This is a genomic window from Streptomyces sp. NPDC051452, assembly GCF_044454765.1.
Lineage (GTDB): Bacteria > Actinomycetota > Actinomycetes > Streptomycetales > Streptomycetaceae > Streptomyces.
Genome location: NZ_JBITEB010000001.1, coordinates 597,783 through 624,544, shown reverse-complemented (window position 1 = coordinate 624,544; position 26,762 = coordinate 597,783). Strand labels below are relative to the sequence as shown.

18 protein-coding genes are annotated in these 26,762 nt (G+C 71.9%); 11 read left to right on the top strand and 7 right to left on the bottom strand.

Annotation, left to right across the window (positions count from 1 at the left end):
• Positions 1–58: 58 nt before the first annotated feature.
• Together ACIBA9_RS02570 and ACIBA9_RS02565 are read right to left on the bottom strand one after the other, a co-directional pair.
• Positions 59–2,341 (bottom strand): catalase, encoded by a 2,283-nt coding sequence (locus ACIBA9_RS02570; RefSeq protein WP_399359497.1) that lies wholly within the window; start codon positions 2,339–2,341, stop codon positions 59–61.
• A gap of 328 nt (positions 2,342–2,669) precedes the next feature.
• Positions 2,670–3,068 (bottom strand): ANTAR domain-containing protein, encoded by a 399-nt coding sequence (locus tag ACIBA9_RS02565; RefSeq protein ID WP_399359496.1) that lies wholly within the window; start codon positions 3,066–3,068, stop codon positions 2,670–2,672.
• A gap of 132 nt (positions 3,069–3,200) precedes the next feature.
• Between ACIBA9_RS02565 and ACIBA9_RS02560 the strand changes: the two genes are divergently transcribed.
• On the top strand, positions 3,201–4,154 hold the full coding sequence (locus ACIBA9_RS02560) for a helix-turn-helix domain-containing protein (RefSeq protein WP_399359495.1): 954 nt from the start codon (positions 3,201–3,203) through the stop codon (positions 4,152–4,154).
• Positions 4,155–4,208: 54 nt separating this feature from the next.
• Here ACIBA9_RS02560 and ACIBA9_RS02555 read toward each other — a convergent pair whose 3' ends face one another.
• From ACIBA9_RS02555 to ACIBA9_RS02545, 3 genes are all read right to left on the bottom strand, one after another.
• The gene (locus tag ACIBA9_RS02555; RefSeq protein ID WP_399359494.1) at positions 4,209–6,764 is read right to left on the bottom strand and encodes a discoidin domain-containing protein; all 2,556 of its coding nucleotides are present in this window, start codon (positions 6,762–6,764) and stop codon (positions 4,209–4,211) included.
• Between the two features lie 188 nt (positions 6,765–6,952).
• Positions 6,953–8,734 (bottom strand): RICIN domain-containing protein, encoded by a 1,782-nt coding sequence (locus ACIBA9_RS02550; protein ID WP_399359493.1) that lies wholly within the window; start codon positions 8,732–8,734, stop codon positions 6,953–6,955.
• A gap of 143 nt (positions 8,735–8,877) precedes the next feature.
• Positions 8,878–10,116 carry an FAD-dependent oxidoreductase gene (locus ACIBA9_RS02545; RefSeq protein WP_399359492.1) on the bottom strand — a complete coding sequence of 413 codons (1,239 nt, stop codon included), beginning with the start codon at positions 10,114–10,116 and terminating at the stop codon, positions 8,878–8,880.
• A 246-nt stretch (positions 10,117–10,362) separates the two neighbouring features.
• Between ACIBA9_RS02545 and ACIBA9_RS02540 the strand changes: the two genes are divergently transcribed.
• From ACIBA9_RS02540 to ACIBA9_RS02520, 5 genes are all read left to right on the top strand, one after another.
• Positions 10,363–11,370 carry a Ppx/GppA family phosphatase gene (locus ACIBA9_RS02540; protein ID WP_399359491.1) on the top strand — a complete coding sequence of 336 codons (1,008 nt, stop codon included), beginning with the start codon at positions 10,363–10,365 and terminating at the stop codon, positions 11,368–11,370.
• A 482-nt stretch (positions 11,371–11,852) separates the two neighbouring features.
• On the top strand, positions 11,853–14,477 hold the full coding sequence (locus tag ACIBA9_RS02535) for a TIM-barrel domain-containing protein (RefSeq protein WP_399359490.1): 2,625 nt from the start codon (positions 11,853–11,855) through the stop codon (positions 14,475–14,477).
• 129 nt (positions 14,478–14,606) lie between these two features.
• Positions 14,607–15,827: a carbohydrate-binding protein gene (locus tag ACIBA9_RS02530; protein WP_399359489.1), complete on the top strand. Its 1,221-nt coding sequence runs from the start codon at positions 14,607–14,609 to the stop codon at positions 15,825–15,827.
• Between the two features lie 111 nt (positions 15,828–15,938).
• Positions 15,939–16,715 carry a polysaccharide lyase family 7 protein gene (locus ACIBA9_RS02525; protein ID WP_399359488.1) on the top strand — a complete coding sequence of 259 codons (777 nt, stop codon included), beginning with the start codon at positions 15,939–15,941 and terminating at the stop codon, positions 16,713–16,715.
• A 93-nt stretch (positions 16,716–16,808) separates the two neighbouring features.
• Entirely contained in the window at positions 16,809–17,261 is a 453-nt protein-coding gene (locus ACIBA9_RS02520; protein WP_399359487.1) for a hypothetical protein, read from the top strand.
• Positions 17,262–17,341: 80 nt separating this feature from the next.
• On the opposite strand, the gene ACIBA9_RS02515 is transcribed toward ACIBA9_RS02520, so the two are convergent.
• Both ACIBA9_RS02515 and ACIBA9_RS02510 read right to left on the bottom strand, forming a co-directional pair.
• Positions 17,342–20,716 carry a pyruvate carboxylase gene (locus ACIBA9_RS02515; RefSeq protein ID WP_399359486.1) on the bottom strand — a complete coding sequence of 1,125 codons (3,375 nt, stop codon included), beginning with the start codon at positions 20,714–20,716 and terminating at the stop codon, positions 17,342–17,344.
• Between the two features lie 182 nt (positions 20,717–20,898).
• A complete protein-coding gene (locus tag ACIBA9_RS02510; RefSeq protein WP_399359485.1) occupies positions 20,899–21,870 on the bottom strand; it encodes a hypothetical protein in 972 nt (323 codons plus the stop codon).
• Between the two features lie 448 nt (positions 21,871–22,318).
• Between ACIBA9_RS02510 and ACIBA9_RS02505 the strand changes: the two genes are divergently transcribed.
• The 5 genes from ACIBA9_RS02505 to ACIBA9_RS02485 are packed head-to-tail and all read left to right on the top strand — an operon-like array spanning position 22,319 to position 26,666.
• On the top strand, positions 22,319–24,103 hold the full coding sequence (locus ACIBA9_RS02505; protein ID WP_399359484.1) for an ATP-binding protein: 1,785 nt from the start codon (positions 22,319–22,321) through the stop codon (positions 24,101–24,103).
• Positions 24,100–24,507 carry a roadblock/LC7 domain-containing protein gene (locus tag ACIBA9_RS02500; protein ID WP_399359483.1) on the top strand — a complete coding sequence of 136 codons (408 nt, stop codon included), beginning with the start codon at positions 24,100–24,102 and terminating at the stop codon, positions 24,505–24,507. The genes ACIBA9_RS02505 and ACIBA9_RS02500 overlap by 4 nt, the downstream gene beginning before the upstream one ends.
• A complete protein-coding gene (locus ACIBA9_RS02495) occupies positions 24,504–24,851 on the top strand; it encodes a DUF742 domain-containing protein (protein WP_362152512.1) in 348 nt (115 codons plus the stop codon). Before ACIBA9_RS02500 ends, ACIBA9_RS02495 begins: the two co-directional genes overlap by 4 nt.
• Positions 24,832–25,458 carry a GTP-binding protein gene (locus ACIBA9_RS02490; protein WP_399359482.1) on the top strand — a complete coding sequence of 209 codons (627 nt, stop codon included), beginning with the start codon at positions 24,832–24,834 and terminating at the stop codon, positions 25,456–25,458. Before ACIBA9_RS02495 ends, ACIBA9_RS02490 begins: the two co-directional genes overlap by 20 nt.
• A complete protein-coding gene (locus ACIBA9_RS02485; RefSeq protein WP_399359481.1) occupies positions 25,455–26,666 on the top strand; it encodes a cytochrome P450 in 1,212 nt (403 codons plus the stop codon). The genes ACIBA9_RS02490 and ACIBA9_RS02485 overlap by 4 nt, the downstream gene beginning before the upstream one ends.
• The last annotated feature ends 96 nt before the right edge of the window (positions 26,667–26,762 follow it).

The following is a 26,762-nucleotide window of genomic DNA, read 5'->3' as shown; positions in this document are numbered from 1 at the left end:
GCGCCTGGTCCGCCTCTTCGGTTACGCCGTTCGGGTCCCCTTCGCTTCCGCCGTGCGATCAGGCGACGGCGGTCGGGAAGCGTTCCCAGACACGGTGGGAGCCGAGCAGTTCGGTGAGTTGCCGCAGGACGTCGGTGGCGTCGTCGGCGACGGCCACGCCGGCGGCGTCGAGCGGGATGCCCGCCGCTTCCAGCGCGGTCCGGCCGCCTCCGGCCGCGCCGATGGCCTTGCCGTGCCGGAACGCCTCCGCCAGCAGCAGCCCGACCCGGGGGTCGGGGGTGCCCGGACTCGACGCGGGCAGGCCCGCCTTGGCGTCGCGCGCGCCGTAGGCGTCGACGCCGACCCCGGGGGTGCCCGCCACCAGTACGGCGTCGAACTCGACGGAGCGCGCGGTGGCGTAGGTCCGCTGGACGGTCAGGGCGTCCGCGCCCTCGCCCAGGGTGCCGCCCGCCGGTGCGACGACGAGGGGGACCATGCCGCCGTCCAGCACCTGCCGGCGTACGGCGCGTACCCCGTCCAGGTCGCCGTCGGGGCCGGTGATGATGCCGATGATCCGGCCGTCGGCGGGCCAGGTGTGGCCGAGCTGGGAGAGTGCGGGACTCGGTGCGACGTCGGCGAGGGCCACGGTGGGCTCGGGCGCGGGCAGACCCAGGCCGGCCGCGACCGCGGTGCACAGCTGCGGGTCGATGTTCGCCAGGACCTGCAACGCCCTTACCCGGATGGGCTCTTCGTAGCACTTGGCGAGCTCGAAGGTGTAGGCGCCGATGATGTGCTCGCGCTCCACCGGGGTCATGCTCAGCCAGAACCGCCGCGGCTGGCTGAAGTGGTCGTTGAACGACTCCGGTGCCTCACGGACCTTCGTCGCCTCCGGCACCCGCACCGGGGTCTCGACGTACGCCCCCAGGTCCGCGCCGGCCGTGAACGGGCAGCCGCCGTCCAGGGAGTTGGGCCGGTAGGGGGCCACGCCCCGGTGCACGGCCGTCTGGTGGAAGCCGTCGCGGAGCATGTCGTTGACCGGCGAGTGCGGCCGGTTGATGGGAATCTGCGCGAAGTTGGGGCCGGCGAGCCGGGTGATCTGGGTGTCCAGGTAGGAGAACAGCCGCCCGGCGAGCAGCGGGTCGTCGGTGATGTCGATGCCGGGGACGAGATGGCCGACGTGGAAGGCGACCTGTTCGGTCTCGGCGAAGAAATTCGTCGGGTTGCGGTTCAGGGTGAGCAGCCCGATCGGCTGCACCGGGGCGAGTTCCTCGGGGACGATGTTGGTCGGGTCCAGCAGGTCGATGCCCTCGAAGGTCTGGTCGGGGGTGTCGGGGAAGGTCTGGATGCCGAACTCCCACTCGGGGTAGGCACCCGACTCGATGGCGTCGGCGAGGTCACGGCGGTGGAAGTCCGGGTCGACGCCGTTGATGATCTGCGCCTCCTCCCACACCAGGGAGTGCACGCCGAGCTTCGGCTTCCAGTGGAACTTCACCAGCGTGGTGGCGCCCTCGGCGTCGACCAGTCGGAAGGTGTGGACGCCGAAGCCCTCCATCGTGCGGAACGAGCGGGGGATGCCCCGGTCGGACATGTTCCACAGCGTGTGATGGGTGGCCTCGGTGTGCAGGGTGACGAAGTCCCAGAAGGTGTCGTGGGCGCTCTGCGCCTGCGGGATCTCCCGGTCCGGGTGTGGTTTGCCGGCGTGGATGACGTCCGGGAACTTGATCGCGTCCTGGATGAAGAACACCGGGATGTTGTTGCCGACGAGGTCGAAGACGCCCTCGCTGGTGTAGAACTTGGTCGCGAAACCCCGGGTGTCGCGGACCGTGTCCGCCGAGCCCCGCGACCCCAGCACGGTGGAGAAGCGCACGAAGACGGGTGTCTCGACGTCCTCGGCGAGGAAGGCCGCCTTGGTCACGTTCGCCGCGGTGCCGTAGCTGCGGAACACCCCGTGCGCCCCGGCGCCGCGGGCGTGGACCACCCGCTCCGGGATGCGCTCGTGGTCGAAGTGCATCACCTTCTCCCGCAGATGGTGGTCCTGCAGGAGTACGGGGCCGCGCGGGCCCGCCTTGAGCGAGTGGTCGGTGTCGTACAGCCGGGTGCCCTGGGCGTTGGTCAGATAGCTGCCGCTCTGCGCCATCCGGGCCTGGTCCGCGCCGGTGGGCTGACCGGTCGGCGAGACGGTGTCCGGGCCGGTCTGGTCCGGCTTCGGGGGCAGCGGTTCGCGGTACTCGGTCGGCTCCTCGACCGACGGCGACTGTGAGCCCGGCTTGCCGGGGATGCCGTCCTCGGGCCCCGAGGGCCCACCCTGGAGGGCGTCCGCCACCTTGTCCGCCGCTCGTTTGAGAGGGTTGGTCTCGCTCATCGATGCATCCTTCTGGTCACGGAGGGAGGCGAGAGTCGCCGGGGTGCCGGAACCGAGGTCCCCGGGCCGGGGCGTCCGAAACCGGGGAATCCCAGGGGACTTCCCGGTCGGGGTGAAGTCGGGCCGTCTCCTGGTGAGTTGCCGGGACGGCAGGCCCGCCGGACGCACTGATCCGGACCCGGAGACCGCCGGGCAGGGCCGGCAGTCCCCTGCCGAGGGTGTCGTCAGGGGGCCGGCTTCTTGACCCGGGGAAGCGGACGGCCACCGGGCCGCCCGCACCGGTCACACTATGCGCTGGTCCGCACCCGCGCAGTTCGGGTTAGGCCGGTCAAGGACGTGCCCTGACCCGCAGGCCCGGCGCCGGCGGCTGCGCCCCGGGCCGGCCCGGACCGTGGCGGCGTGCCTCCGGCTCGTTCTCCGGGACGTCGCAGACGTCTCCGCGGACGTGCCGCACGGCGACGGGCAACGCCCGCCGGATCGCCTCGGGCAGCGGGTCGCCGGCCGGCCAGCGCACCAGGAGGTCCGCCACCTCGCGCAACTTGACGTTGGTGTGCTGCGAGACGTGGCGCAGCGCCTCCCAGCCCTGCTCGGGGCTGAGGCCGCCGACGGCGACGACGACGCCGATCGCCCGGTCGACGAGGGAGTGCGAGGCCACGGCCCGCCGCAGCTGGGCCATCTCTTCCCGCAGCGCCCGCAGCGGATCCGCCTGCTCCTCACTTTCGATCATGTGTTTCACCTTGCGCAGCGGTGCAGCGACGAAACAGTCCGTAGGCGAACACCATCGCGAGCGGCAGTCCGGAAAACGAAAAATCACTCGTCGGCAGCACATGCCGGAGGGGCCGGAGGGCAGCCGCAGACAGTGGAGACGCTCACATTCGACAGTGACGACCTGGACGCGACGGAGGACTTCCTCAGCCAGGCCTACGCCAGGATGCGTATCGGCAGTGGCACGCCGGGGGCGAACCGGGCGCTGATCCGGCGTGCCGGCATCGCCCCGGTGAGTGTCGACCAGCTGTCGCTGGACTTCGAGATGAGCTACTCGGTGACACCGCTGGGCAAGGTCTGCCTGTGCGTCCTGCACGAGGGGACCGTGCGGGACCACCGTGTCGGCGGTGTCGAGGACACCTTCGGTCCCGGTGACGTGGTGCTGCTCGCCCCGCCGGACCTGCCGTACTCGGGACGGATCGACAACGCCCGCTACACCATCACCCTGCTGGATCCGACGCTGCTCACCCAGGTGGCCGTCGGCGCGGACGGCGTACGGCCGGTGCGGCTGACCGGTCACCGGCCGATTTCGAGGGCCGCGGCCCGCCACATCGGCCGGACGATCGCCCATCTGCGTGACACGGTGCTGTCCGATCCGGCGATCGCGGACCAGCCGCTCATCGCCACCACGGCGGCCCAGTATCTGGCGGCGAGCGTGCTGACCGCCTTCCCGAACACCGCGTCGGCCGAACCGACGGCGGCCGACCGGGGCGACGCGCATCCGGCGATGCTGCGGCGCGCGCTGGCCTATCTGGACGACCACGCGGACCAGCCGGTCACGGTCGCCGACGTGGCCGCGGCGGCCCATGTGACGGTACGCGCCCTGCAGTACGCCTTCCGCCGGCACCTGGACACCACCCCGCTCGCCCATCTGCGCCGGATCCGGCTGGCCCACGCCCACCAGGAGCTGGCGAGCGCCGATCCGGGTAGCGGGGTCACGGTCACGGCGGTCGCGGCACGCTGGGGCTTCCACCATCCGGGCCGATTCGCCGCCCACTACCGGGACACCTACCGGCGGGCCCCGCACGAGACGTTGTCCGACGGCTGAGGAACGGGGCGCGTCCCGGACCGAAGGAGGCTCCGGCCCGGGACGCGGCACCCCTTACGGGAAGGACGTCACCTTGGAGGGGACGGTGCTCGTCCCCGAGGTGGGCGCGCCGGTGCTGTTGACGACGTGGGCGTACTGGCCCATGCCGCCGAGGGAGATCACCAGCAGGTCGTGCATCTTGATGCCGGACCCGGTGGGCACCTGGAAGCCGTGGGCCTGCACGATCGACGGATCGGCCGTGTAGTTGCAGTAGCTGCCCAGACCCCATGCCTCGTGGGTGGTCACGGAGTCGGCGACCTTGTAGGCCGCGTATCCGGTGATGCCGTCGTGGGTGACGGCGGCCGCGTTGGGCGCGTCGTACGCCTTCTCGTTCTGGAAGAAGATCGTCCGGCCGCGTTCGCCGTTCCAGTAGACGTCGTACTTGTTGAAGTGTTCGACGAACAGACCGGTGGCCAGGACGTCGTTGCCGTTGACGCGCAGGCCGTAGTCGGCGCGGTTGATCTCCCAGCCGACGCCGCTGCCGTGGTCGGCGCGCCAGATCCAGGTGTGGTCGATGATGACGTTGTTGCTGTTGACGACCACGGAGTTGGTGGCGAGGCCGGGGCCCGCGCCGCCGATGCGGACGAAGACGTCCTGCATGGTGGTGGGGTTGCCGGAGTGGTCGGCGGTCGCGCCGGGGGTGCCGATGCGCAGCAGCGTGTCGGAGTTGACGGGGCCCGCGTCGATGAGGAATCCGGCGAGCCGGACGCCGTCGACGTCGGCCACGTGCATGGCGTCGACTCCACCCTCCGGAACCAGGGTGGCGAGACCGAGACCGAGGACGACGGTGCCCGCGCGGGTGACGTCGATGGTCTGGTCGAGGTGGTAGACGCCGGGGGTGAACAGGAGGTTGAGGCCCTGGGCGAGGGCGGCGTTGATGGTGGCCGCGGTCGCGCCGGGTTTGACGACGTAGAACTGGTCGAGCGACAGGGACGTCCCCGCGTTCGCCGGCCAGGAGACTCCGCGCGCGTTGGTGCGCTTGGACGGGACGAACACCTTGTACGTCGAGCCGTCCAGGTAGAGGAAGGGCTTCTCCCGGGAGACGGGGGTGGTGTCCAGCGTGGTGTACGGCCCGCTGTCGAAGTTGGTGGCGGGGGCGCCCTGGACGCCCGAGAAGGTCATGTTCCACACGCCGTTGCTCCAGCCGCCCACCGAGCTGTCGCGGGTGTACCACTGCTGCTGGGAGTACGGGCCGACGGTGCCGTCGATCTTCGAGTCCGCGATGTAGCCGCCGGAGGCCCAGCCGTAGCCGTTCGGGGCGAGGTTGAGACCGCCCTGGACGTGGATGCGGCGGAAGGGTGCCGCCTGCGCCACGGCCCAGCGGTCGGTGCCGTTGGACGGCTTGATGGCGAGGTTCTCCGCCGAACGCCAGAAGTTCTGTGTGGCGTTGCCGTTGAACCAGCCCGCGTCGACGGTGACGTCACCGTTGATCTGGGTGTCGTCGGGGTTCGGGCCGAGTCCGGAGATGGAGGTGTAGAAGCCGATCTGGGCGTTGATGCCGTTGTAGGTGCCCGGCTTGAGCAGGAACTGGTAGCGGCCGGTGCCGAACTGGGCCGACTCCTGCTGGGCGAAGACGTCGTCGAACTTCTGCTGGAGGTTCGGGGTGGAGGGGTCGACGACGATGACGTTCGGGCCCAGGTCGCCGCCGCCCTGGATCGGCGGGACACCCGTGGACCCGGTGTGCACGGCGACCTCCCACAGGGAGTAGCCGTAGCCGGTGCCGCGTGCGGTGCCGTAGATCCGGACGTACCGGCCGGAGCCGCTGACGTCGTAGGACGCCGTGCCGCCGGTCGCGCCGGTGACGCTCTTCAGGGTGCTCCAGGTCTGCCCGTCCGAGGAGGTCTGGATCTGGAAGTCCTTGCCGTAGGCGGCTTCCCAGTTCAGGTCCACCGCGCACAGGTCCTGGACGGAGCCGAGGTCGACGCGCAGCCACTGCGGGTCGGCGGCCTGGCTGGACCAGCGGGTCGAGGTGCTGCCGTCGAAGGCGGCGGAGGCGGGGGTGCCGGCGTTCTCGGTGGAGGAGGCCGAGGCGGGTTTGCCCCGGGCGGCGTTGGCGGTGCCGCAGGTGGGCCGGCTGCCGCTCGTGCCGCCGAACACCTGGAACTCCCAGAGGGAGTAACCGTACTGGGTCGCGCGGTGCACGCCGAGCATGCGCACGTAGCGGCCCTGTCCGGACACGTCCAGGGTGTCGATGCCGCCGTCGCCGCCGGTGACGGACTTCAGGTCGGTCCAGCCGGTGCCGTCCTCGGAGATCTGGACCTTGTAGTCCTTGCCGTACGCGGCCTCCCAGTTCAGCACCACCCGGGTGACCGAGGCGGTGGCCCCGAGGTCGACCTGGAGCCACTGGTCGTCGGCTGCGGCGGAGGACCAGCGGGTGCCGGTGTCGCCGTCGACGGCGCCGGCGGCGGTGGTGCCGTAGTTCTCCTCGGAGGAGGCGGTGGCCGTCTTCCCCTGGGACAGCGGGGTTTCGGCGGCGTTGGCCGGGGTGTGGGTGAGCGGCAGGGTGATCAGCGCGGCCATGGCGGCCAGCGCGACCCCCAGGGGTCTCAGTCTCGAACTCCGTGTTCTCATGCGGCGGCTCCAGGCGGCTACAGGGGGTCGAACGACGCCCCCTCGGCTTAGTTCAAGTTTTGATTTAAGTGGTGAGTCAAGCGGGCCGCAAGCCTTCGGAAGCCAAATACTTCAACGCCGCCACCGCCGCGGCCCGCACGGGCGGGGAGCCGGTACGGGCCGCGGTGCCGGGAGCGGGGGGGTGGTCGCTACGACCCGGCCGGGATGAGGGACAGGGTCTGTTCGGCGGCGGTGCGGCCGCCGCCGACGGAACTCCCGCTGCGGTCCGTCCAGTTCCGGACGGGCGTGGTCTCGGCGAGCCGGCCCGCGCACCCGGACAGGCCGAGCACGAGGCCGCTGTAGCGGTTGACCAGCCGATAGGTGCCGACGGAGCCCGGGATCACGAACCACTGCTGGCCCACGGTCGGGCCGCCCGCCGGTGCCGCGGTGACGGTGGGCCTGGCCCCCCAGGCGCGGCCGGCACGGCCGTCGGAGCCGACGCCCAGCAGTCGGCCGCCGGCGGCGTCGGCGATGGTGAAGGCGCCGTCGCCGGTCGGTTCGAAGACCCAGGACGCCCGGCCGGATCCGGCGGACCCCGCCGCCGACGTGGTGGCGGAACCGCCGGACGCCTGGGCGAGGTAGCGGCCCGCGGCGCTGGCGATCCGGTAGCGGCGGCCGGTGTCCACGGGCGGGGCCACGGGTGTGGCGGAGCCGATGGTGATGTCGACGTACTCCCCGGAGGCGTCGTGGGAGCAGCCGAAGGAACAGTAGGAGCGGAAGGACCTGCCGACGATCGTGGAGCTGGTGCGGTTGGCGCTGTCCAGGAACCAGCGGTACCAGGACGCGTTGGTGTAGTCACCGGTGTCGCCGATGAGGTGCCACTTCTGGGTGGTCAGGTCGTCGGTGGCGTAGAGGTACTGCGGTGAGTCGCCGCTCTGGTCGACGGCCTGCGGTTCACCGATGTACAGGCCGAGATAGGCGTCGTAGGCGATGTTCATCACGAACAGCGGCGAGGTCGGGGGCGTCTTCCCGGCCGCGATCTGCTCGGCCGTGGTGCCCTTGTTGGCCGGGTCGTACTCGGCCGCGGCCGGGGTGTAGCCGGTGGGGTGGCCGGCGTCGACCGGGACGATGTCGCTCTCCCGGCCGCCCTTGCCGGGCTGGCTCCAGGCGCCGTCGTACCACTTGCGCCAGGAGCCGGGCGCCATCTTCGCGGAGATCGGGGCGCGGGCCACGTGCTCGTAGAACGCCTTCCAGCCGCCGTTCTTGTCGATGATCCGGGAGCCGTAGTAGACGTAGAAGTATCCGGAGGCGGTGTCGACGAACAGGCGCTGGTCGCCGTCGCCGTAGGAGTACGTCTGGTTCGGGAAGGCCGCCGTGTCACCGCGTCCGGTGCTGTACGGCGAGGTGATCACATGGTCCTCGATGGTCCAGGTGCGGCCCCGGTCGGTGGAGACGGCGTAGTCGACGGCGTCGTAGTGCAGTCCGTCGCCGAAGGGCCGCGGGGTGAACTCGTTGTGCACCAGCCCGTACCAGTGGCCGGTGTCGGGGTCGACCCACACCCCGGACAGGTCGCAGTAGTTCTTCCGCGCGTAGCCGGAGCCGGCCGGGGCGTACGTGGCCTCCCTGCCGGTGGGGCTGTTCTCGCAGCGCCAGGTGGTGTCGTCGTTGCGGTCGGCGGGGTTGGCGGGGTCGGCCGACTCGCTGAGCGTCCTGTCGTAGGCGGCGGAGTCGAAGTCCTTGCCGGTGTAGAAGTCCCACACGCGCGGGTCGTCGGCGCCGTAGAGGGCGGCCGACTGCTGGTAGTGGAAGGTGCCGTCCCTGTCGAGGTACGGGGCGGCGGGCGTGTCCGTGGGGTGATCGAACGGTACCGGGGTCCCCACGGTCACGGTGTAGTCGGCGGGGGCCGGGGTCCCTGCCGACGCCGGGGACGCCGGACCACCGCCCAGGACCAGGGCGGCGGTCGCGGCCATGGCGCCGCCTGCTCTGCTCAAGAGTCGCACGGGTGCTCCTTGTTGCCGAAGGGCCGGTTGCACGGAACGATCCGGCCCCGGCGGTTTCCCCGGCAATGGACTCCAGTGCTCCGCCTCTTGCACTTTCGCGAGCGGGGGCGTGCGGTCGTGCCGCCGCGAGCCGCTCAGGGAAGCCGGGGCGGGTCGAGCGGGTCGAGCGCGTCGACGAAGAGCGGTGTATCCCAGTCCAGTTGGCGCACGAGGGCCTCGTCGGGTTCCACCGGGCGGGCCGTCTTCGACGTCGGCCGGGACGGGGTGTGGGTGCCGCGGGAGATGCCGCCGCTGACGGTGATGTTGTGCTCCACCCGGGGGCGGCGGTATCGCTCGTAGGCGGTGAACGCGCTGTCGGCGTCGGGCAGGTCCCGCAGTGCCTTGGCGAGGACGACGGCGTCCTCCAGGGCCATCGAAGCGCCCTGGCCGGTGGCCGGGGAGGCGGCATGGGCCGCGTCGCCGATGAGCAGGACGCGTCCGGAGCGCCAGGTGGTGCCGAGGGGCAGCTCGGTGGCGTTGGTGACCATGATCGCCTCGTCGGCGGCGGCGACGAGACCGGCGGCGGGCGTGGCGTCCTCGCGCAGCAGCGGCAGCAGCTGGTCCCGCAGCGTGACGGCCGGCTCGCAGGGGACGCCGACGGGCAGCGGGCCCCCGCCGACCCGGGCGAACCAGTACGTCTCCCCCATCGGCGACACCGCGTAGCCGAAGGCCGCCCGACTGCCCCGCACCATCGTGATGGCACCGGCCGGATCGGCCGCGGTGGCCGGTGGGAGGGCGGTGTCGATGGCGGTGGCAGTGTCGGTGGCGGTGTAGCCGTAGTAGACGCGCTGGCCCGCGTAGCCGGGCCGGGCGCCGGGAGTGATGAGCCGGCGGACGGTCGAGTTCAGCCCGTCGGCGCCGACCAGGAGGTCCGCGGTGGCGGTGGTGCCGTCGGCGAAGCGGGCGGTGACGCCGTCGGCGCCGTCCGTAAGGGACTCCAGCCGGGCGCCGTGCCGCAGCGGGATGCCGCGCCGGACGGCCTCGCCCTGCAGGGCCGCGTTCAGGTCGCCACGGCGCAGACAGCGGTAGCGCAGGGCGGGGTCGTCGGCGTCACCCAGAGGGGCGTGCGCCTGCTCGGTGCCCGCACTGTCGAGCAGACGCAGCGAAGTCAGCGGAAAACCGATGGCGGTGACGGCGTCCGTGGCGTCCAGCTGCGCCAGCGCGCGCATGCCGTTGCTCGCCAGGGTCAGGAACGCGCCGATGTCCTCGGCCGTGTCGGGGTGCGCCTCGCACACGGTGACGTCGTGGCCGGCCTTGTGCAGGCCCAGCGCGGTCGCGGTGCCCGCTATGCCGCCGCCGATCACCAGTACCCGCGTCGCGTCCGCTTGCGTCACGTGCCGCTCCTGTTCCCCGCGGTGGCCATGCCCCATCGCAGTGGCCCTGCCTCATCTAAGGGGAGCACGCGGCGTACGGGGGCTGTGGGGGCCGAGATCCGGACAGGCGCGGGTGCGATGGCGGGTCGTGCGAGGTGCTGCCCGGGGTGCTTCGGATGGTCGGGATCGGCGGTCAGCGCACATCGTGTGCACCGGAGCGCCCCCCGTGTGACGGGTCGTCTGCGACGGAGTGGGTACCTCCCGGCCATGCGGGTGAGTGTGGTGGACGCGGGATCGAACACGGTCCGACTGATGATCGCGGATGTGGAGGGTGGTGTTCCGCTGCCGGTGCACACCGTCAAGTGGAAGCTGCGCCTGTCCGAACATGTGGGGCCGGACGGCACCATCGCCGACGAGGCGGTGGAACGGTTGGTGAAGGCGGTGGCGGCGGCGGACGCCACGGCCCGCCGGTGGCATGCCGCGGGGCCGCTGGCCTTCGCGACCACGGTGGTCCGCGGGGCGCCCAACCGCGACGAGGTGCTGCGGCGGGTGGCGTCCGGGACCGGGATCCGCATGTGCACGCTGCCCGGTGAGACCGAGGCCGAGCTGACCTTCCTGGCCGCCCGCCGCTGGCTGGGGTGGAACGCGGGGCCGCTCGCCCTCCTGGACATCGGGGGCGGCTCGCTGGACGTGGCCTTCGGCCGGGGCCGGCTGCCCGACTTCGCCGCGTCGCTGCCACTCGGCGCGAGCCGGCTGACCGCGGAGTACCTGGGCGCGCAGGATCCGCCCGGGCCGGGCGAACTGAAGGAGCTGCGCCGCCGGATCCGCCATGAACTGCGGGACGTGGCCTCGCGAATCCGCTGGGAACGACCGCGTACGGCCGCCGTCAGCTCCCGTACCTTCCAGCAGCTGGCGCGCCTGTGCGGGGCGGCGCCCGGGCGGTACGGCCCCTTCATGGAACGCGAGTTGGCCTGCCAGGACCTGCGTGAGGCGGTACGGACCCTCGCCGCGCTGCCCGCCGCCGAACGCGCCCAACTCCCGGGGATCTCCGCGCCGCGAGCGGCCCAGAGCCTGGCCGGCGCCGTCGTCGGACACACGGCGCTCAAGCTGATGGGCCTGCGCCGGGCCGTGGTCTGCCCCTGGGCGATCCGCGAGGGGGTCCTGCTGCGCTACATCGAGGACGGCGCCGACTGGTGGACGGACGCCACAAAGACCACGACCCCCACGACACCGTCCCCGCCGGCGACCCTGCGCATAGCGAGCCCACCCGTCTGACGGCACCGTCGCGGGTCGCACCCAGGCCTTGGGCCAGGGCTGTGGCTGCCCCGGTACGCCGTTGCCCCGACTCACCCCGCCACCTGGCCATGGGGCTCCGGCCACCCTATTCGGCTGCCGGGAGGGGGCGGCCGGCTGCCGGGAGGGGGCGGCCCGCGCCCCTCGAGCGCTTCGGCAACTCGGCCGACTGCAACCGCAGTTCGGGTTCGTGCGCGTGAGCCGGGGCCGGCGCCGTGGCCGACCGGGGACCCGGCCGCGGCCGGCCTGGCACCCGTGTGCGGGACGAACGGCACGCCGACGAGACGCTCTCCGGCCCCCCACCGCCGCGGTATTGACATGAACCTGCACCAACCCCGAGGCTCATGCGTGAAGTTGCTCGATTGACGCCTATTCCGAGCGTCTTTGAGCATTTCCCGAGAGTACCGTCAATCCGCAAGGGTGCGAGGGTTAGCTGTTCCGCCGTGCGAAGACTCCGACATCGTGTGCCGTGGCCGGCCTGGATTCCGCTGGGGCTGGCGATCGCCCTGGCCGGGACCGTGCTGGCCGGCCCGATGCCCGCAGAAGCCGCCGCCACCGCCGCCACAGGCGCCGTACTGGACCCCGCTCACGCCGACGTCAGCTGGCGGAGCCCGGTCTACGCCAAGGGGACCGGCGGTGGCACCGAGAGCTGCCCCACGGCCGCCGCCGACCCCGACGACAAGGTCTGCGACCGCTTCGACCTGACCGTTTCGGTCCCGGACGGCTACTGGGACGACAACCCCGAGGGCGGCGTCCCGCTGTCGATCACGTGGGACCACCCCTCGGACGACTTCGACCTGTACGTCTACGACGACCACGGCAAGCAGGTGGCCTCCAGCGCGGGCACCGCCGACCCCGAGGCCACGGTCATCCCGCGGGCATCGGGGACGTACCACGTGCTCGTCGTGCCGTACGACGTGCACGACGACTCCTTCACCGGCACCGCCTATCTGCCCGCGACCGCGGACGCCGGTGACCTCACGTCCTTCTCCGGCGGCGACGGCAGCTACAGCATCCGGGCCGGGAAACTCACGGCCCGCGCCGACTTCCTGACGGGAGGACGACTGCGGCTCCAGGCCGACCCGTCGGGGTCGTTGAGCGATCCGGCCGGCACCGCCATCGTGCGGGACCGGCCCGCCGCCCAGCGGCACACCTCGTCCTTCGACGCGGGCGACTACTACGGCGTCCGCTCCCCCGAAGGCGTCCTGCGCGTGTACAAGCGGCCGCTGCGGTTCGGCTTCTACCAGCCCGACAACCGCACCCGCGTCTGGCAGGAGGACAAGCCGCTGCGCTGGTCGACCGGCGGCATGCGGCAGAGCCTCACCCGGGGCACCGACGAGCAGTTCTTCGGCGGCGGCGAGCAGAACGGCAGCTTCTCGCACCGCGGGCGGACGATGTACGTCGCCAACAGCTTCGACTGGAACGAGGGCGGCTACAACAACTCGCAGCCGTTCTACCTCTCCAGCGCGGGCTACGGCGTCTTCCGCAACACCTTCGCGCCGGGCGTCTACACCTTCGGCTCGCCGGTCACCACCGGGCAGCAGGAACGGCGCCTGGACGCCTACTACTTCCTCGGCGACGCCAAGCAGGTGATCGGCCAGTACACCGCGTTGACCGGCAGGCCGTTCATGCCCCCGGTCTACGGTCTGGAACCCGGCGACTCCGACTGCTATCTGCACAACGCCAACCGCGGCGAGCGGCACACCCTGGACGCGCTGAAGGTCGCCGACGGCTACACCGATCACCAGATGCCGCTCGGCTGGATGCTGGTCAACGACGGCTACGGCTGCGGGTACGAGAACCTGGAGCAGACCGCCAAGGGTCTCGCGGACCACAACGCCCAACTCGGCCTGTGGACCCAGGACGGCATCGACAAGCTGGCCGACCAGGTCAAGGCGGGCCAGCGGGTGGCGAAACTGGACGTGGCCTGGGTCGGCAACGGCTACAAGTTCGCGCTGGACGCCTGCGACGCCGCGAAGAAGGGCATCGAGGACAACAGCGACGCGCGCGGTTTCGTCTGGCTGCCGGTGTCCTGGGCGGGCGCCCAGCGCTGCGGGGTGCTGTGGAGCGGCGACCAGCAGCTGTCCTGGGACTACATCCGCTGGCAGATCCCGACGTACGCCGGGGCGACCATGTCGGGCATCGCCTACAACACCGGCGACGTGGGCAGCATCTACCGCCACGACGCCAAGATGTACGCCCGTGACCTGCAGTGGAAGGCGTTCCTGCCGGCCATCATGACGATGGACGGCTGGGCCACCGACCTCACCTCGAAGAAGCCCGCCGACCAGCAGCCCTGGCTGGACGGGGAACCGTACACCTCCGTCAACCGCAAGTACCTCCAGCTGAAGGAGCGGCTGCTGCCCTACATGTACACCCTGTCCGCCGAGGCGGCGAAGACGGGCGTGGGCGCGGTGCGGCCGCTGTGGCTGGAGTACCCGGACGATCGCGGCACCCTCGGGGAGCAGGCCAAGTACGAGTTCCTGTCGGGCTCCGACTTCCTCGTCGCGCCGGTCTACGAGGACTCCGACACCCGCGACGGCATCTATCTGCCGAAGGGCACCTGGACCGACTACTGGACCGGCCGCACCTATCGGGGTCCGACCACGCTGAACGGCTACCACGCCCCGTTGGACACGCTCCCGCTGTTCGTCCGCGAGGGCGCGATCGTACCCATGTGGCCCAAGGGGACGACGAGTTGGCAGACCCGCGACCGGCACGAGCTGGACTGGGACCTCTACCCGGCGGCCCGGGGCACCAGCCGCTACACGCTGTACGAGGACGACGGCGTGACCCGTGACTTCGCCAAGGGTTCCGCCGCCACACAGCGGGTGTCCCTGCGCGCCGACAGTTCGGGCACGACCGTCTCCGTGGGGGCGAGCAGGGGCGAGTACACGGGCAAGGTGGACGCGCGGTCGTACCGGTTCACCGTGCACGACGGCTCCGTGCCCGCGCGTGTGCTGCTCGACGGGCACCGGCTGCCGCGCTCCGCCTGGTCCTACGACGCGGACACGCGGATTACGACCGTCACGACGCCGAGCCGGTCCCTGGACCGGGGCTTCACCCTGCGTCTGGTCGACGGGAGGTAAAGAGATCGTATGGTCTAGTCCAAAGAGCGGGTTGGTCTAGTCCAACTCATTGACGTGACCGCAACACCTCCCAGAGGGTGGGGCTCCCCGCTCCGGGGCTCTCCCCACCCCACCCTCTGGAGGCACGCAGTGAGACGTCTTCGGGCATGTCTGGGCGCGGCGGCGGCGGTCACGCTCGCCGCCGCGGGCACGACCGCGCTGGTCGCGAGCAACGCCTCGGGCGCGACCAGCGCGCTCGGCAACCGCTGGTACGCCGCCGCCCCCTATCTCATGCCGCTGGACAACGACCCGCCGGACCCGGCCGCCATCATGGACGCCACCGGTCTCAAGGCCTTCCAGCTGGCCTTCGTCCTGGCTCCCAACGGCGGCGGCTGCTCCCCCACCTGGGGCGGCACGGCGCCGGTCGCCTCGGACACCGCCGTACAGTCGGTGATCAACACCATCCGCGCCAAGGGCGGTGACGTCTCCGTCTCCATCGGCGGCTACGGCGGCACCAAGCTCGGCCAGGCCTGCGCGGACGCGGCGTCCACGGCGGCGGCCTACCAGCAGGTGATCACCAAGTACGGGCTGCACGCGATCGACTTCGACCTGGAGGAGCCGGAGTACGAGAACACGGCCGCCATCAAGAACGAGATCGGCGCCGCGAAGATCCTCCAGCAGAACAACCCGGGCCTGTACGTGTCGGTGACGACGGCGGGCACGGCGGACGGCACCGGCTGGTTCGGCAAGCAGATGCTGCTGGAGGCCAAGTCGCAGGGGTTCACCCCGAACAACTTCTCCATCATGCCGTTCGACGGCGGTTTCAACGGGGCGGCGAGCCAGACCAGCGCGCTGACGAACTTCAACACGATCCTCCAGTCCACCTTCGGCTGGGACCAGGCGACCGCGTACGCCCATGAGGGATTTTCCGGGATGAACGGCCGCAGCGACACGGGCGAGAACTTCACCCAGGCCGACTTCCAGACCGTCCTCGACTACGCCACGAGCCACAACATGGACCGGTTCACATTCTGGTCCCTGAACCGGGACCGACAGTGCACCCCGGTGGACAACGGGGGCCGCACCTCCGGTACCTGCTCCAGCGTGGCCCAGAACTCCTGGGACTTCGCGAAGTACTCGGTGAGGTTCGCCGGCGTCACCCCGCCCACCGGCACTCCCACCCCCACCCCCACGCCCACCCCGACACCCACGCCGACCTCCTGCAAGGCGGCCTGGAGCGGGTCGGCGGTGTACACGGCGGGCAACGAGGTCTCGTACAACAAGCACAACTGGAAGGCCAAGTGGTGGACCCAGAACGAGACGCCGGGCGCGTCGGAATGGGGACCGTGGCAGGACGAGGGCGCCTGCTGACCCCTTGACGTGTCAGGTTCAGGCCTCTAGCTTCACGGGTCATCAGTGAACAAGGATGCGTTCAGTGTTCACAACACTGAACGCATCCTTTCTCGCGAAAGGACCCCCCACATGAACCGCTCACGTCTGCTCGCGGCACCGGCCGCCGCGGGCCTCGCCCTGGCCCTCATCGTGCTCGGCGCCAACAGCGCGGGCGCGGCCGACCCCGGCAAGGCCCCCGGCGGCAACTTCGACCTCGCGGTCTGGCAGCTCCAGGAACCCGTCGGCTCCCCCGGCTCCCCCACCACCATTCCGTCGTCCCGGCTGCAAGGTGCGAACGGCTACCAGGACACGTACTTCTATACCGACACCCGCGACGGCGCGATGACCTTCTGGGCGCCCGAGAAGGGCGTGACCACCCCGAACTCCAACTACGCGCGCTCGGAACTGCGGGAGATGAACCGCGACGGCAGTGCGGCCGACTGGTCGCTCGGCGGCTCCCACCGGCTCAGCGCGACCCTGCGCGTCGTCTCGGTGACCAAGAACGTGTGCGTCGGCCAGATCCACCTCGGCTCCGGCGGCTCCTCGACCAAGCCGCTGGTGGAGCTGTACTACCACGCCGACGGCGACATCGTCCTGGGCACCGAGGACTCCCCGTCCGGCGGGCAGACCCAGCACACCGTCGGGCATGTGTCCCTCGGCAAGACATGGACCTACACCATCGCCGTCTCCGGCGGTAACACCGTCGATCTGACGGTCAACGGCACGACCACGCACTATCCGATCCCGTCGTCCTTCAAGCCGTACAAGCAGTACTTCAAGGCCGGCTCGTACAACCAGTCCTCCTCGGACAGCACCACCAAGGGTGCCCGCGTGGCGTTCTACGGGCTGACCGTCTCACACGGCTGACATGTGCTCCGAACTGCGCGACTGGTGCATTCGGGCGAGCGGTCGTAGCGTCGATGTGCAGCCCTCGGGGTCATTCGACGGGTGGGAGCGACCATGCGCGGATCAATGACGGGAACGGCGGTCACGCTGGCGGCGGGAGCTCTGCTGATGGCGTCCATGACCACGGCGTCGGCGGGTCCGGCGACCACGGCGGCGAAGGCCGCTCCCCCGCTCCCCGTGCTCGTCGACTGCCAGTGGCAGCGCGACATCCGCCCGACCGACTTCATCCTCGCCTGCGGTGACGGCAACAGCCGGCTGTCCGGGCTCCAGTGGCAGCACTGGGGCTCGCACACGGCGACGGCCAGGGGCGTGAACCTGGTGAACGACTGCAAGCCGTACTGCGCCGCGGGCCGCTTCCGCTACTACCAGGTCACCGTGCGCCTGGACCGCCCGCAGGTGTGGAAGAAGGACGCGAACGTCCAGCACTTCACCCGGATGAGTCTCACCTACGCGGGCGCCCGGCCGAAGGGCTTCCAGCAGGTCGTGACCTACAAGCTCTGGAACTGACCACCGGCCCGGACCCCCGCACGGGCCCCCTCCCACCCCGCGGCGGCCGGCTTCCTCCGGCCACCGCGGGGTGCTGCAGCTCAGCCGATCTCGGCCAGCAGATCGCCGCCCTCGACCTGCTGGATCCGGTTGATGGCCAGCCGGGACACCCGGCCCGCCCGCGGCGCGGTGATCGTCGCCTCCATCTTCATCGCCTCGATGGTGGCGACCGTGGCGCCGGCCTCGACCTCGTCGCCCTCGGCGACGGCGAGCGTCACCACACCGGCGAACGGCGCCGCGACATGTCCCGGATCCGACCGGTCGGCCTTCTCCGTCACCGGGATGTCGGAAGCCGCCGCCCGGTCACGTACCTGAATCGGGCGCAGCTGGCCGTTGAGCGACGACATCACGGTCCGCATGCCGCGTTCGTCGGCCTCGCCGATCGCCTGCAGCTCGATCAGCAGCCGGACCCCGGGCTCCAGATCCACGGCGTACTCCTTGCCCGGGCGCAGCCCGTAGAAGAACGCCTTGCTGTCCAGCACGCTGGTGTCGCCGAAGGACTGGCGCCGGCTCTCGAACTCCCGGGTCGGCGCGGGGAACAGCAGCCGGTTCAGGGTGCTCCGCCGCTCCTTCGCCAGCCCGTCGCGGTCCTCGGCGGACAGCTCCGGCACGGGCTTGGCGGCGGCGCGTCCCCGCAGCGCCTTGGTGCGGAAGGGCTCGGGCCAGCCGCCGGGCGGGGTGCCCAGTTCACCGCGCAGGAAGCCGATGACCGAGTCGGGGATGTCGAACCTGTCGGGGGTCGCCTCGAAGTCGGCCGGGTCCACTCCGGCGCCGACGAGGTGCAGGGCGAGGTCGCCGACCACCTTGGACGACGGGGTGACCTTGACCAGCCGGCCGAGGATGCGGTCGGCGGCGGCGTACATCGCCTCGATGTCCTCGAAGCGGTCGCCGAGCCCGAGGGCGACGGCCTGGGTGCGCAGGTTGGACAGCTGGCCGCCGGGGATCTCGTGGTGGTAGACGCGCCCGGTCGGGGAGGCGAGGCCCGCCTCGAACGGGGCGTAGATCTTCCGGACGCTCTCCCAGTACGGTTCCAGGTCGCCGACGGCCTGGAGGTCGAGGCCGGTGGGGCGCTCGGAGTGGTCGGTGGCGGCGACGATCGCCGACAGCGACGGCTGGGAGGTCGTACCGGCCATGGAGGCCACCGCTCCGTCGACCGCGTCCGCGCCCGCCTGGATCGCGGCGAGGTAGGTCGCGAGCTGGCCGCCGGCGGTGTCATGCGTGTGCAGGTGAACCGGCAGGTCGAACTCGCGGCGCAGCGCCTGGACCAGCTTTGCGGCGGCGGGGGCACGCAGCAGTCCGGCCATGTCCTTGATCGCGAGGACGTGCGCCCCGGCCCCGACGATCTGCTCGGCGAGCCGCAGATAGTAGTCGAGGGTGTAGAGCCGCTCGTCGGGGTCGTTGAGGTCGGCGGTGTAGCAGAGGGCGACCTCGGCGATCGCGGTGCCGGTCTCCCGCACGGCCTCGATGGCGGGCCGCATCTGGTCGACGTCGTTGAGGGCGTCGAAGATGCGGAAGATGTCGATGCCGGTGGCGGCGGCCTCCTGCACGAAGGCGTCGGTCACCTCGGTCGGGTACGGGGTGTAGCCGACGGTGTTGCGGCCGCGCAGCAGCATCTGCAGGCAGATGTTGGGTACGGCCTCGCGCAGCGCGGCCAGCCGCTCCCAGGGGTCCTCGGCGAGGAAGCGCAGCGCGACGTCGTAGGTGGCGCCACCCCAGCACTCCAGGGAGAGCAGCTGCGGCAGGGTGCGGGCGACGACCGGGGCGACGGCGAGGAGGTCCTTGGTGCGCACCCGGGTGGCGAGCAGGGACTGGTGGGCGTCGCGGAAGGTGGTGTCGGTGACGCCGATCGTCGGGGACCGGCGCAGATGGCGGGCGAAGCCCTCCGGGCCCAGCTCCACCAGGAGTTGACGGGACCCGGCGGGCGGCTCGCCCTCGGGCAGCGGGGGCAGCTTGGTCAACGGGTCGAGCAGGCCCGGCCGTTCGCCGTGCGGCTTGTTCACCGTCACGTCGGCGAGATAGGTGAGCAGCTTGGTGCCGCGGTCGGCCGAGGAGCGGGCGGTGAGCAGCTGGGGGCGCTGCTCGATGAAGGAGGTGGTGACCCGGCCGGCCCGGAAGTCGGGATCGTCCAGGACCGCCTGCAGGAAGGGGATGTTGGTGGCGACACCGCGAATGCGGAACTCGGCGACCGCGCGCCGGGCCCGGCCGATCGCGGCCTGGAAGTCGCGCCCCCGGCAGGTGAGCTTGACCAGCATGGAGTCGAAGTGGGCGCTGATCTCCGTGCCGGCGTGGGTGGTGCCGCCGTCGAGGCGGATCCCGGAGCCGCCCGGTGAGCGGTAGGCGCTGATCCGCCCGGTGTCCGGGCGGAAGCCGTTGGCCGGGTCCTCGGTGGTGATACGACACTGCAGGGCCGCGCCGCGCAGGGTGACGGTGTCCTGGGACAGACCGAGGTCGGCCAGGGTCTCACCGGCGGCGATCCGGAGCTGGGCCTGGACCAGGTCGACGTCCGTGACCTCCTCGGTCACGGTGTGCTCGACCTGGATGCGCGGGTTCATCTCGATGAAGACGTGGTTGCCGTCGCGGTCGAGCAGGAACTCCACGGTGCCCGCGTTGCGGTAGCCGATCTCGCGGGCGAAGCGCACGGCATCCGCGCAGATCCGGTCGCGCAGCCCGGGGTCCAGGTTGGGGGCGGGGGCCAGCTCGATGACCTTCTGGTGGCGGCGCTGGACCGAGCAGTCCCGTTCGAAGAGGTGGATCACATTGCCCTCGCCGTCGGCGAGGATCTGCACCTCGATGTGGCGCGGGTCCACGACGGCCTTCTCCAGGAAGACCGTCGGGTCGCCGAACGCGGACGCGGCCTCGCGGGAGGCGGCCTCGATGGACTCGCGCAGCTGCGTGGGCTCCTCCACGCGGCGCATACCGCGCCCGCCGCCGCCGGCGACCGCCTTGACGAAGACGGGGAAGCCGATCTCATCGGCGGCGCGCACCAGTTCGTCCACGTCGTTGGAGGGCTCGGACGAGCCGAGCACGGGCACGCCCGCCGCGCGGGCGGCGGCGACCGCGCGGGCCTTGTTGCCGGTCAGCTCCAGCGTCGGGGCGTCGGGGCCGACGAAGGTGATGCCCGCCTCGGCGCAGGCGCGTGCCAGTTCGGGGTTCTCCGACAGGAAGCCGTAGCCGGGGTAGACGGCGTCCGCTCCCGCCCGGCGGGCGGCGCCCACGATCTCCTCGACGGAGAGGTAGGCCCGCACCGGGTGCCCCGGCTCCCCGATCTCGTACGCCTCGTCGGCCTTGAGCCGGTGCAGCGAGTTGCGGTCCTCGTGCGGGAACACGGCGACCGTCCGGGCGCCTAGTTCGAATCCCGCCCGGAACGCGCGGATCGCGATCTCTCCACGGTTGGCGACCAGCACCTTGCGGAACATCCTGGATTCCCTTCAGCTGCCTGCCGGCGACGAACACCCTGGTGTCAGCCACGCCCTGCCCTGCCTCGCGGCCACCCTAGGGGGTGACCGCACGGGTCGACGTGCGAAAACCATCACACCGACGGGGTGGGCGGCGCCACAGAGGCGCGCCGTGCGGGACGTTCCGGGTCGGCGGAGCCCGGCTACCGGTCGGGGGACGTCGTAGCGACCCTGGGCCGGGCCTCGGCGGGACGGCCGGCGGGGGCATCCGAGGGCGTGGGGGCCGGCGGGGCTTTCGGGGTCCGCGGGACGGTCGAGGTCTCCGGGACGGCGGGGGCTGCCGGGACCGCCGGGGCCGCCACGGTGCGAGCGGGCGCCGGAGTGGCGGGTTCGGCGGGTGCGGGGGCCGTCGGCTGGGCGGGGGCCGGGCGCTCGGTGCCTCGGGGCGGCAGCAGGGATCGTACGGCGGCGCGCAGCCGTTCGCGGCGGCCGTGCAGGAGCCCGAGGGCGATCGCGGCGCCGACCGCGATCAGATGCTCCCGACCGGCCAGGTTCGGCACGGCGATGGACTCCCACACCATCGAGCCGCCGGTCAGGGTGAACACCACGGGGGCGCGCCTGACGACCGCGAGATAGGTGAACAGGCCCACGACGGCGGCCGAGGGCCCGGTGTCCAGCACCCGTCCGCACTCGGGCGGTAATCCGAACCCCCACCAGCCGGGCCCCATCGCGATCATCAGACGGGCGGTGAGGGTGCCGGCCAGTGTGGTCGCGTAGGCGACCGCCAGGGTGCGGGCGCGGCCGAGGGCCAGTTCGGCGAGCGCGAAGGCGATGAAGAGCTGGGTGATGCCCGCCCACACCGGCAGGTCGAGCGCGGGGACGTACAGCGACACGGGAGTGCGCAGCAGGGACAGCCACAGCGGCAGGTCGGCCGTCACGCCGCCGAGCCGCCGTACCCATACCGCGCCGGCCGGGTGCTGGGCGATGTCGTGGAAGAAGACGACGCCGAACGCGGCCACGAACGCCAGCAGCAGTCCGGACAGCCCGCGCCCGACCAGCCGCCGTACGGGGTCGACGACGATGGCGTGCCACTCGGCGCGCAGCGTGCGCCCGGCGAAGCGGGCGAGGCGCGCGAGCGGCCGGCACAGGCGCTCGACGCGTCCTTCAGCGGTCATGAGGCCGGTGGTCATGAGGCACGGCATCCCGTCGCCGTCGATTCCCCCGCCACCCGCATCTCCCCCTTCGCCCCCATCTCTGTCGGCAAGTGACAGTTCAGCGACCACGGGGACGGGCGTCAAGATCCCTTATGGGTGGGAAGGCCCACAGGCGTACGGGAGGGGATTTCGTTCCTTGGAGGCAACCTTCGCCCCCTACGAGCCGTCCCGGGCACAGAATCCGGAACCTCTCATTCCAGGGGTTCGGGGCGGATGCGTCCGGCTCATCCGGTTCATCGTCAACGCATCGGTATGACCACCCACTCCATGGAACGTACCCGGTTCCTTTCTTTTTTGATCACGAACTCTCGTATAGTGACCGCCAGTTCACGACCGAGTCTGACAACTCGTTATCCCACCCCTTCTTGCCAGCCCCGCCCGTCTCTGCCGCGAGGACCAGACCGGACCGATGACCGCGCCCACCCACCCCGGCGACCGACCGTCCCCGCGTACGTTCGTCTCCGCCTTCGCCGTGACCGGTGCCCTGTCCGCGCTCGCGGTCTGCGTGGCCGTGCTCCTGGCACCGCACTCCGCGCGCACCGCGCTCGTCTACGGCGGGGCCGCGGCGGCGCTAGCCCTCAGCACGGCGGTGGCCACGGCCGCGCACGCACTGCGGACCGCGCGCGACACCCGGAACCGGCTGGAGAGCGCCACCGAGGACATCGGACGGCTGCTGCGGCAGCGGGCCGGTGCGGCCGAGGAGGCCCGCCGGGAGCGGCAGCGGCTGGTCGACGAACTCGCACAGCAGCGAACCGAGTTGACGGAGTCGTTCGCCGCCGAGCGCGCCCGGATCGAGGAGGCGGCCGCCCGGGAGGCCGAGCGGCTCGGCCGGGAGAACGCCGGTCTGGCGAAGGAGTCCCAGCGGGCCCGCCGGGAGCGGGACGCGGCGGTCTCCGCGACCTCCAACGCCGCCGCGCGCATGCAGGCCCTGGCCACGGCCATGCTCGCCGACCTGCGCACGATGGAGGACACGCACACCGACGAGGACGTGCTCGCCGACCTGCTCCACCTCGACCACCGCACCGCCCAGGCCGGCCGGCTCGCCGACTCCATAGCCGTGCTGACCGGCGCCCGTTCCGGCCGCAGGTGGGCCCGGCCGATCGGGATGGAGTCGATCCTGCGCGGCGCGATGGGCCGGATCGCCGGCTACCGCCGGGTGCGGGTGCACTCGGTCAGCGAGACCGCCGTCGCCGGGCACGCCGCCGAGGGCGTGATGCACGCGCTCGCCGAGATCCTGGACAACGCCGCGAACTTCTCTCCGCCGACCGCCGAGGTCCACGTCTACGTGGAGGAGGTGCCGGCCGGGGTCATCGTGTCCGTGGAGGACAGCGGTCTGGTGATGGGCGAGGTGCAGCTGCGGCGCGCCGAACGCGCGGTCTCCGGGGACGTCTCGGGTCTCGGCGGTCTGACCGGTACCCGGCTCGGCCTCGCGGTGGTCGGCCGGCTGGCCCGCAAGCACAACCTGACGGTGTCGTTCCGGCCGTCGGCGCGCGGCGGCACCGGCGTGCTGATGCTCATCCCGCAGGACCTTCTCACCAGCGCCGCGCCCGCCGAGCCGACGGCCGAGGCCCCGGCACCGGATCCGGTTCCGGTTCCGGTTCCGGGTGCGAGCGCCGTCGCCGGCACCGGCGCCGGCGACGACAAGGCCGCACCGGACGGGGCTCAGCACGCCGTGGCGGGGCCCCGGGTCACCGAGTCCGCCGCTGCGGAGCCCGGCCCGGCCGGACTGCCCAGACGGCGCCGGGGCCGCACGCTCGCCGAGGCCGAACAGCACGCGCGTGCGCCCCGCGCCGACGCCACCCACCCGGGCCCGGGCGCCGAGGGGGTCAAGGCCCGGGCGGCCCGCTTCAGCAGCTTCCGCCAGGCCGTCCGCCCGAGCACCCGGCAGACCGCTCCCGCCCCGTCCGACGCCGAGCGGGACCCGGCCACGGACGGCACGCCCACGCACGGCACGCCCACGCACGGCACGGCCACGGACTCCTCGTGGCCCACACCACCGCACGCCCGCACCGACACCCCGCAGGCCGGCACCCCGCAGGCCCCCGCACCGCACGGACACACCGCCGGCACCCCGCAGGGCGCCGCGCCGCACGAGCGTGACACCGACCCGTGGGGCGTCGCCGCCGACTCCGGCGGGCACTCCCCGGCTTCCCCCCACCCGCACGCGCACCCGGAAGGCGACACCACCTCATGACCGGCCCGACCACCGCCGACGACAAGCTCACCTGGCTCCTGGAAGGCCTGCTGGAGAGGACCCCCGGGACCCGGCACGCCCTCGTGCTCTCGCGCGACGGCCTGAAGCTGTGCCGTACCCCGGAGTTGAGCGTCGACCAGGCCGACCAGTTGGCGGCGATCGCGGCCGGTATCCAGTCGCTGTCGCACGGGGCGTCCGCCGAGTTCGGGGACGGCAGCGGCGGCGTGCGCTCGGCCATGACCGAGTTCTACGGCGGGGTGCTGTTCATCGTGGAGGCGGGCGCGGGCGCCCATCTGGCCGTCGTCACCACCGAGGACGCGGACGCCGGTGTCGTCGGGCACAACATGAGCGAACTGGTGGAGCAGCTCGGTGAGCACCTGACCGCTCCGCCCCGCACCTCATGAGCCGTCCGGGCCGGGACGACGCTCCCGACCGTCTCTACACCATCACCCAGGGACGCAGCCGGAGCGCCCCGGACAACCCCTTCGACCTGGTGACCCTGGTGGTCGCCGAGTCGGAGCCGGTGGCCGGCATGCAGTCCGAACACACGGCGATCCTGGAGCTGGCCCGGTTTCCCACCTCGGTGGTGGAGATCGCCGCCGAACTGCGGCTGCCGGTGAGCATCACCAAAGTACTGCTGTGCGACCTGCTGGCGGCGGGCCGCGTCAGCGCCCGTCATCCGCGCAGGCCGGCCCTGTCCGACCCCGACATCCTGGAGCAGGTGCTCGTTGGACTCCGCAACCTCTGACGTGCGCACCCCGTTGGGTGCCTCCGCGGACAACGGTCTCAAGATCGTGGTCGTGGGCGGCTTCGGCGTCGGCAAGACCACCCTGGTCCGCTCCGTCAGCGAGATCCGTCCCCTCAACACCGAGGAGACGATGACCCAGGCCGGCCGGACGGTCGACGACATCCGCCAGGTCCGCGGCAAGTCCGCGACCACCGTCGCCTTCGACTTCGGCCGGATCACCCTGGACGCGCACAACGTGCTGTACCTGTTCGGCGCGCCGGGCCAGGAGCGGTTCTGGTTCCTGTGGGACCGCCTGTTCGCCGGCACGCTCGGCGCCGTCGTCCTGGTCGACACCCGCCGGATCGACGACTCCTGGTACGCGATCGACCGCCTGGAGCACCACGGCACGCCGTTCATCGTGGCCTGCAACGACTTCGGCGGCCCCGTACGCGCCGGCCGGGACGTGCGCGAAGCCCTCGACCTCGATCCGGACGTGCCGCTGGTCGACTGCGACGCCCGCTCCCGCGCCTCCGGCAAGCAGGTGCTGATCACGCTGGTCCAGCATGTGAAGGACCGGTACGCCGACCCGTCCGCGCGGGCGGGCCAGCCCCGACAGGAGTTCGTGTGACCGCCCCCGACGCCGTCCCGCTCAGCGGACCCCGGTTCCAGACCGAACCCGCCCGTCTGTACCGGGAGATGCGGCGCGACCACGGCGCCGTGGTGCCGGTGCTGCTCGACGGTGACATCCCGGCCTGGCTGGTGCTCGGCTACCGGGAACTGCATCAAGTCACCGGTGATCCCGTGCTGTTCAGCCGGGACTCGGACCTGTGGAACCAGTGGGAGAGCATTCCCGCCGACTGGCCGCTGCTGCCGATGATCGGCCGCAGGCAGCCGTCGATCCTCTACACCGTCGGCGAACGGCATCGCCGGCGCGCCTCGATGGTCAGCGGCGCGCTGGAGTCGGTGGACCCCTTCGAACTGCGGCGGCACGCCGAGCGGTTCGCGGACGAGCTGATCGACGCGCTGTGCGCGGCGGGCGAGGCCGATCTGGTCGCCCAGTACGCGATGCTGCTGCCGGTGCGGGTCCTGGCCCGGCTCTACGGCTTCCCGGACGAGGACGGCCCGGGCCTGGTCACCGCCCTCAACGACATGATCGACGGGCGGGAGCGCGCCCTGGCCGGACAGGCCCATCTGGCCGCGTCCATGGGCGGGTTGCTCGCGGACCGGAAGAAGGAGCCCGCCGACGACGTGGTCTCCCGGATGCTCGCCGACGACGGCGGTTTCAGCGACGAGGAGATCGCGCAGGACCTGATGGTGATGATGGCGGCCGGGCATCAGCCGACCGCCGACTGGATCGGCAACTCGCTGCGGCTGATGCTCACCGACGGCCGGTTCGCCGCCTCGCTGTTCGGCGGCCGCCACAGTGTCGCCGAGGCCATGAACGAGGTGCTGTGGGAGGACACTCCCACGCAGAACGTGGCGGGCCGCTGGGCTTCCCGTGACACCCACCTCGCCGGTCGCCGCATCCGCTCCGGCGATCTGCTGCTGCTCGGGCTGCAGGGCGCCAACTCCGATCCGCAGGTGCGCACCGACGCCACCGCGCTGACCGGTGGCAACAACGCGCACTTCTCCTTCGGTCACGGCGAGCACCGCTGCCCGTTCCCCGCGCAGGAGATCGCCGAGGTGATCGCGCGGACCGGTATCGAGGTCGTCCTGGACCGGTTGCCGGACCTCGACCTGGCGGTGCCCGCCGAGTCCCTCGGCCGGCGGCCCTCGCCCTGGCTGAGGGGGCTGTCCGAGCTGCCCGTCCGGTTCACGCCCGTACCCGCCCTGTGATCCCGCGTCGCCCCGGGCGACCCGCTGTTGTGCCGGGGGGCCGGGGATCGTGCCCCGGACCGGCGCAGTACCCCGACCCCTGCCCAGGAGGCACGT

Excerpts from the sequence above, each read along its gene's own strand:
- ACIBA9_RS02570 (WP_399359497.1), bottom strand. The coding sequence starts at position 2,341 with ATGAGCGAGACCAACCCTCTCAAACGAGCGGCGGACAAGGTGGCGGAC.
- ACIBA9_RS02565 (WP_399359496.1), bottom strand. The coding sequence starts at position 3,068 with ATGATCGAAAGTGAGGAGCAGGCGGATCCGCTGCGGGCGCTGCGGGAA.
- ACIBA9_RS02555 (WP_399359494.1), bottom strand. The coding sequence starts at position 6,764 with ATGAGAACACGGAGTTCGAGACTGAGACCCCTGGGGGTCGCGCTGGCC.
- ACIBA9_RS02540 (WP_399359491.1), top strand. The coding sequence starts at position 10,363 with ATGCGGGTGAGTGTGGTGGACGCGGGATCGAACACGGTCCGACTGATG.
- ACIBA9_RS02525 (WP_399359488.1), top strand. The coding sequence starts at position 15,939 with ATGAACCGCTCACGTCTGCTCGCGGCACCGGCCGCCGCGGGCCTCGCC.
- ACIBA9_RS02520 (WP_399359487.1), top strand. The coding sequence starts at position 16,809 with ATGCGCGGATCAATGACGGGAACGGCGGTCACGCTGGCGGCGGGAGCT.
- ACIBA9_RS02515 (WP_399359486.1), bottom strand. The coding sequence starts at position 20,716 with ATGTTCCGCAAGGTGCTGGTCGCCAACCGTGGAGAGATCGCGATCCGC.
- ACIBA9_RS02510 (WP_399359485.1), bottom strand. The coding sequence starts at position 21,870 with ATGACCGCTGAAGGACGCGTCGAGCGCCTGTGCCGGCCGCTCGCGCGC.
- ACIBA9_RS02505 (WP_399359484.1), top strand. The coding sequence starts at position 22,319 with ATGACCGCGCCCACCCACCCCGGCGACCGACCGTCCCCGCGTACGTTC.
- ACIBA9_RS02500 (WP_399359483.1), top strand. The coding sequence starts at position 24,100 with ATGACCGGCCCGACCACCGCCGACGACAAGCTCACCTGGCTCCTGGAA.
- ACIBA9_RS02495 (WP_362152512.1), top strand. The coding sequence starts at position 24,504 with ATGAGCCGTCCGGGCCGGGACGACGCTCCCGACCGTCTCTACACCATC.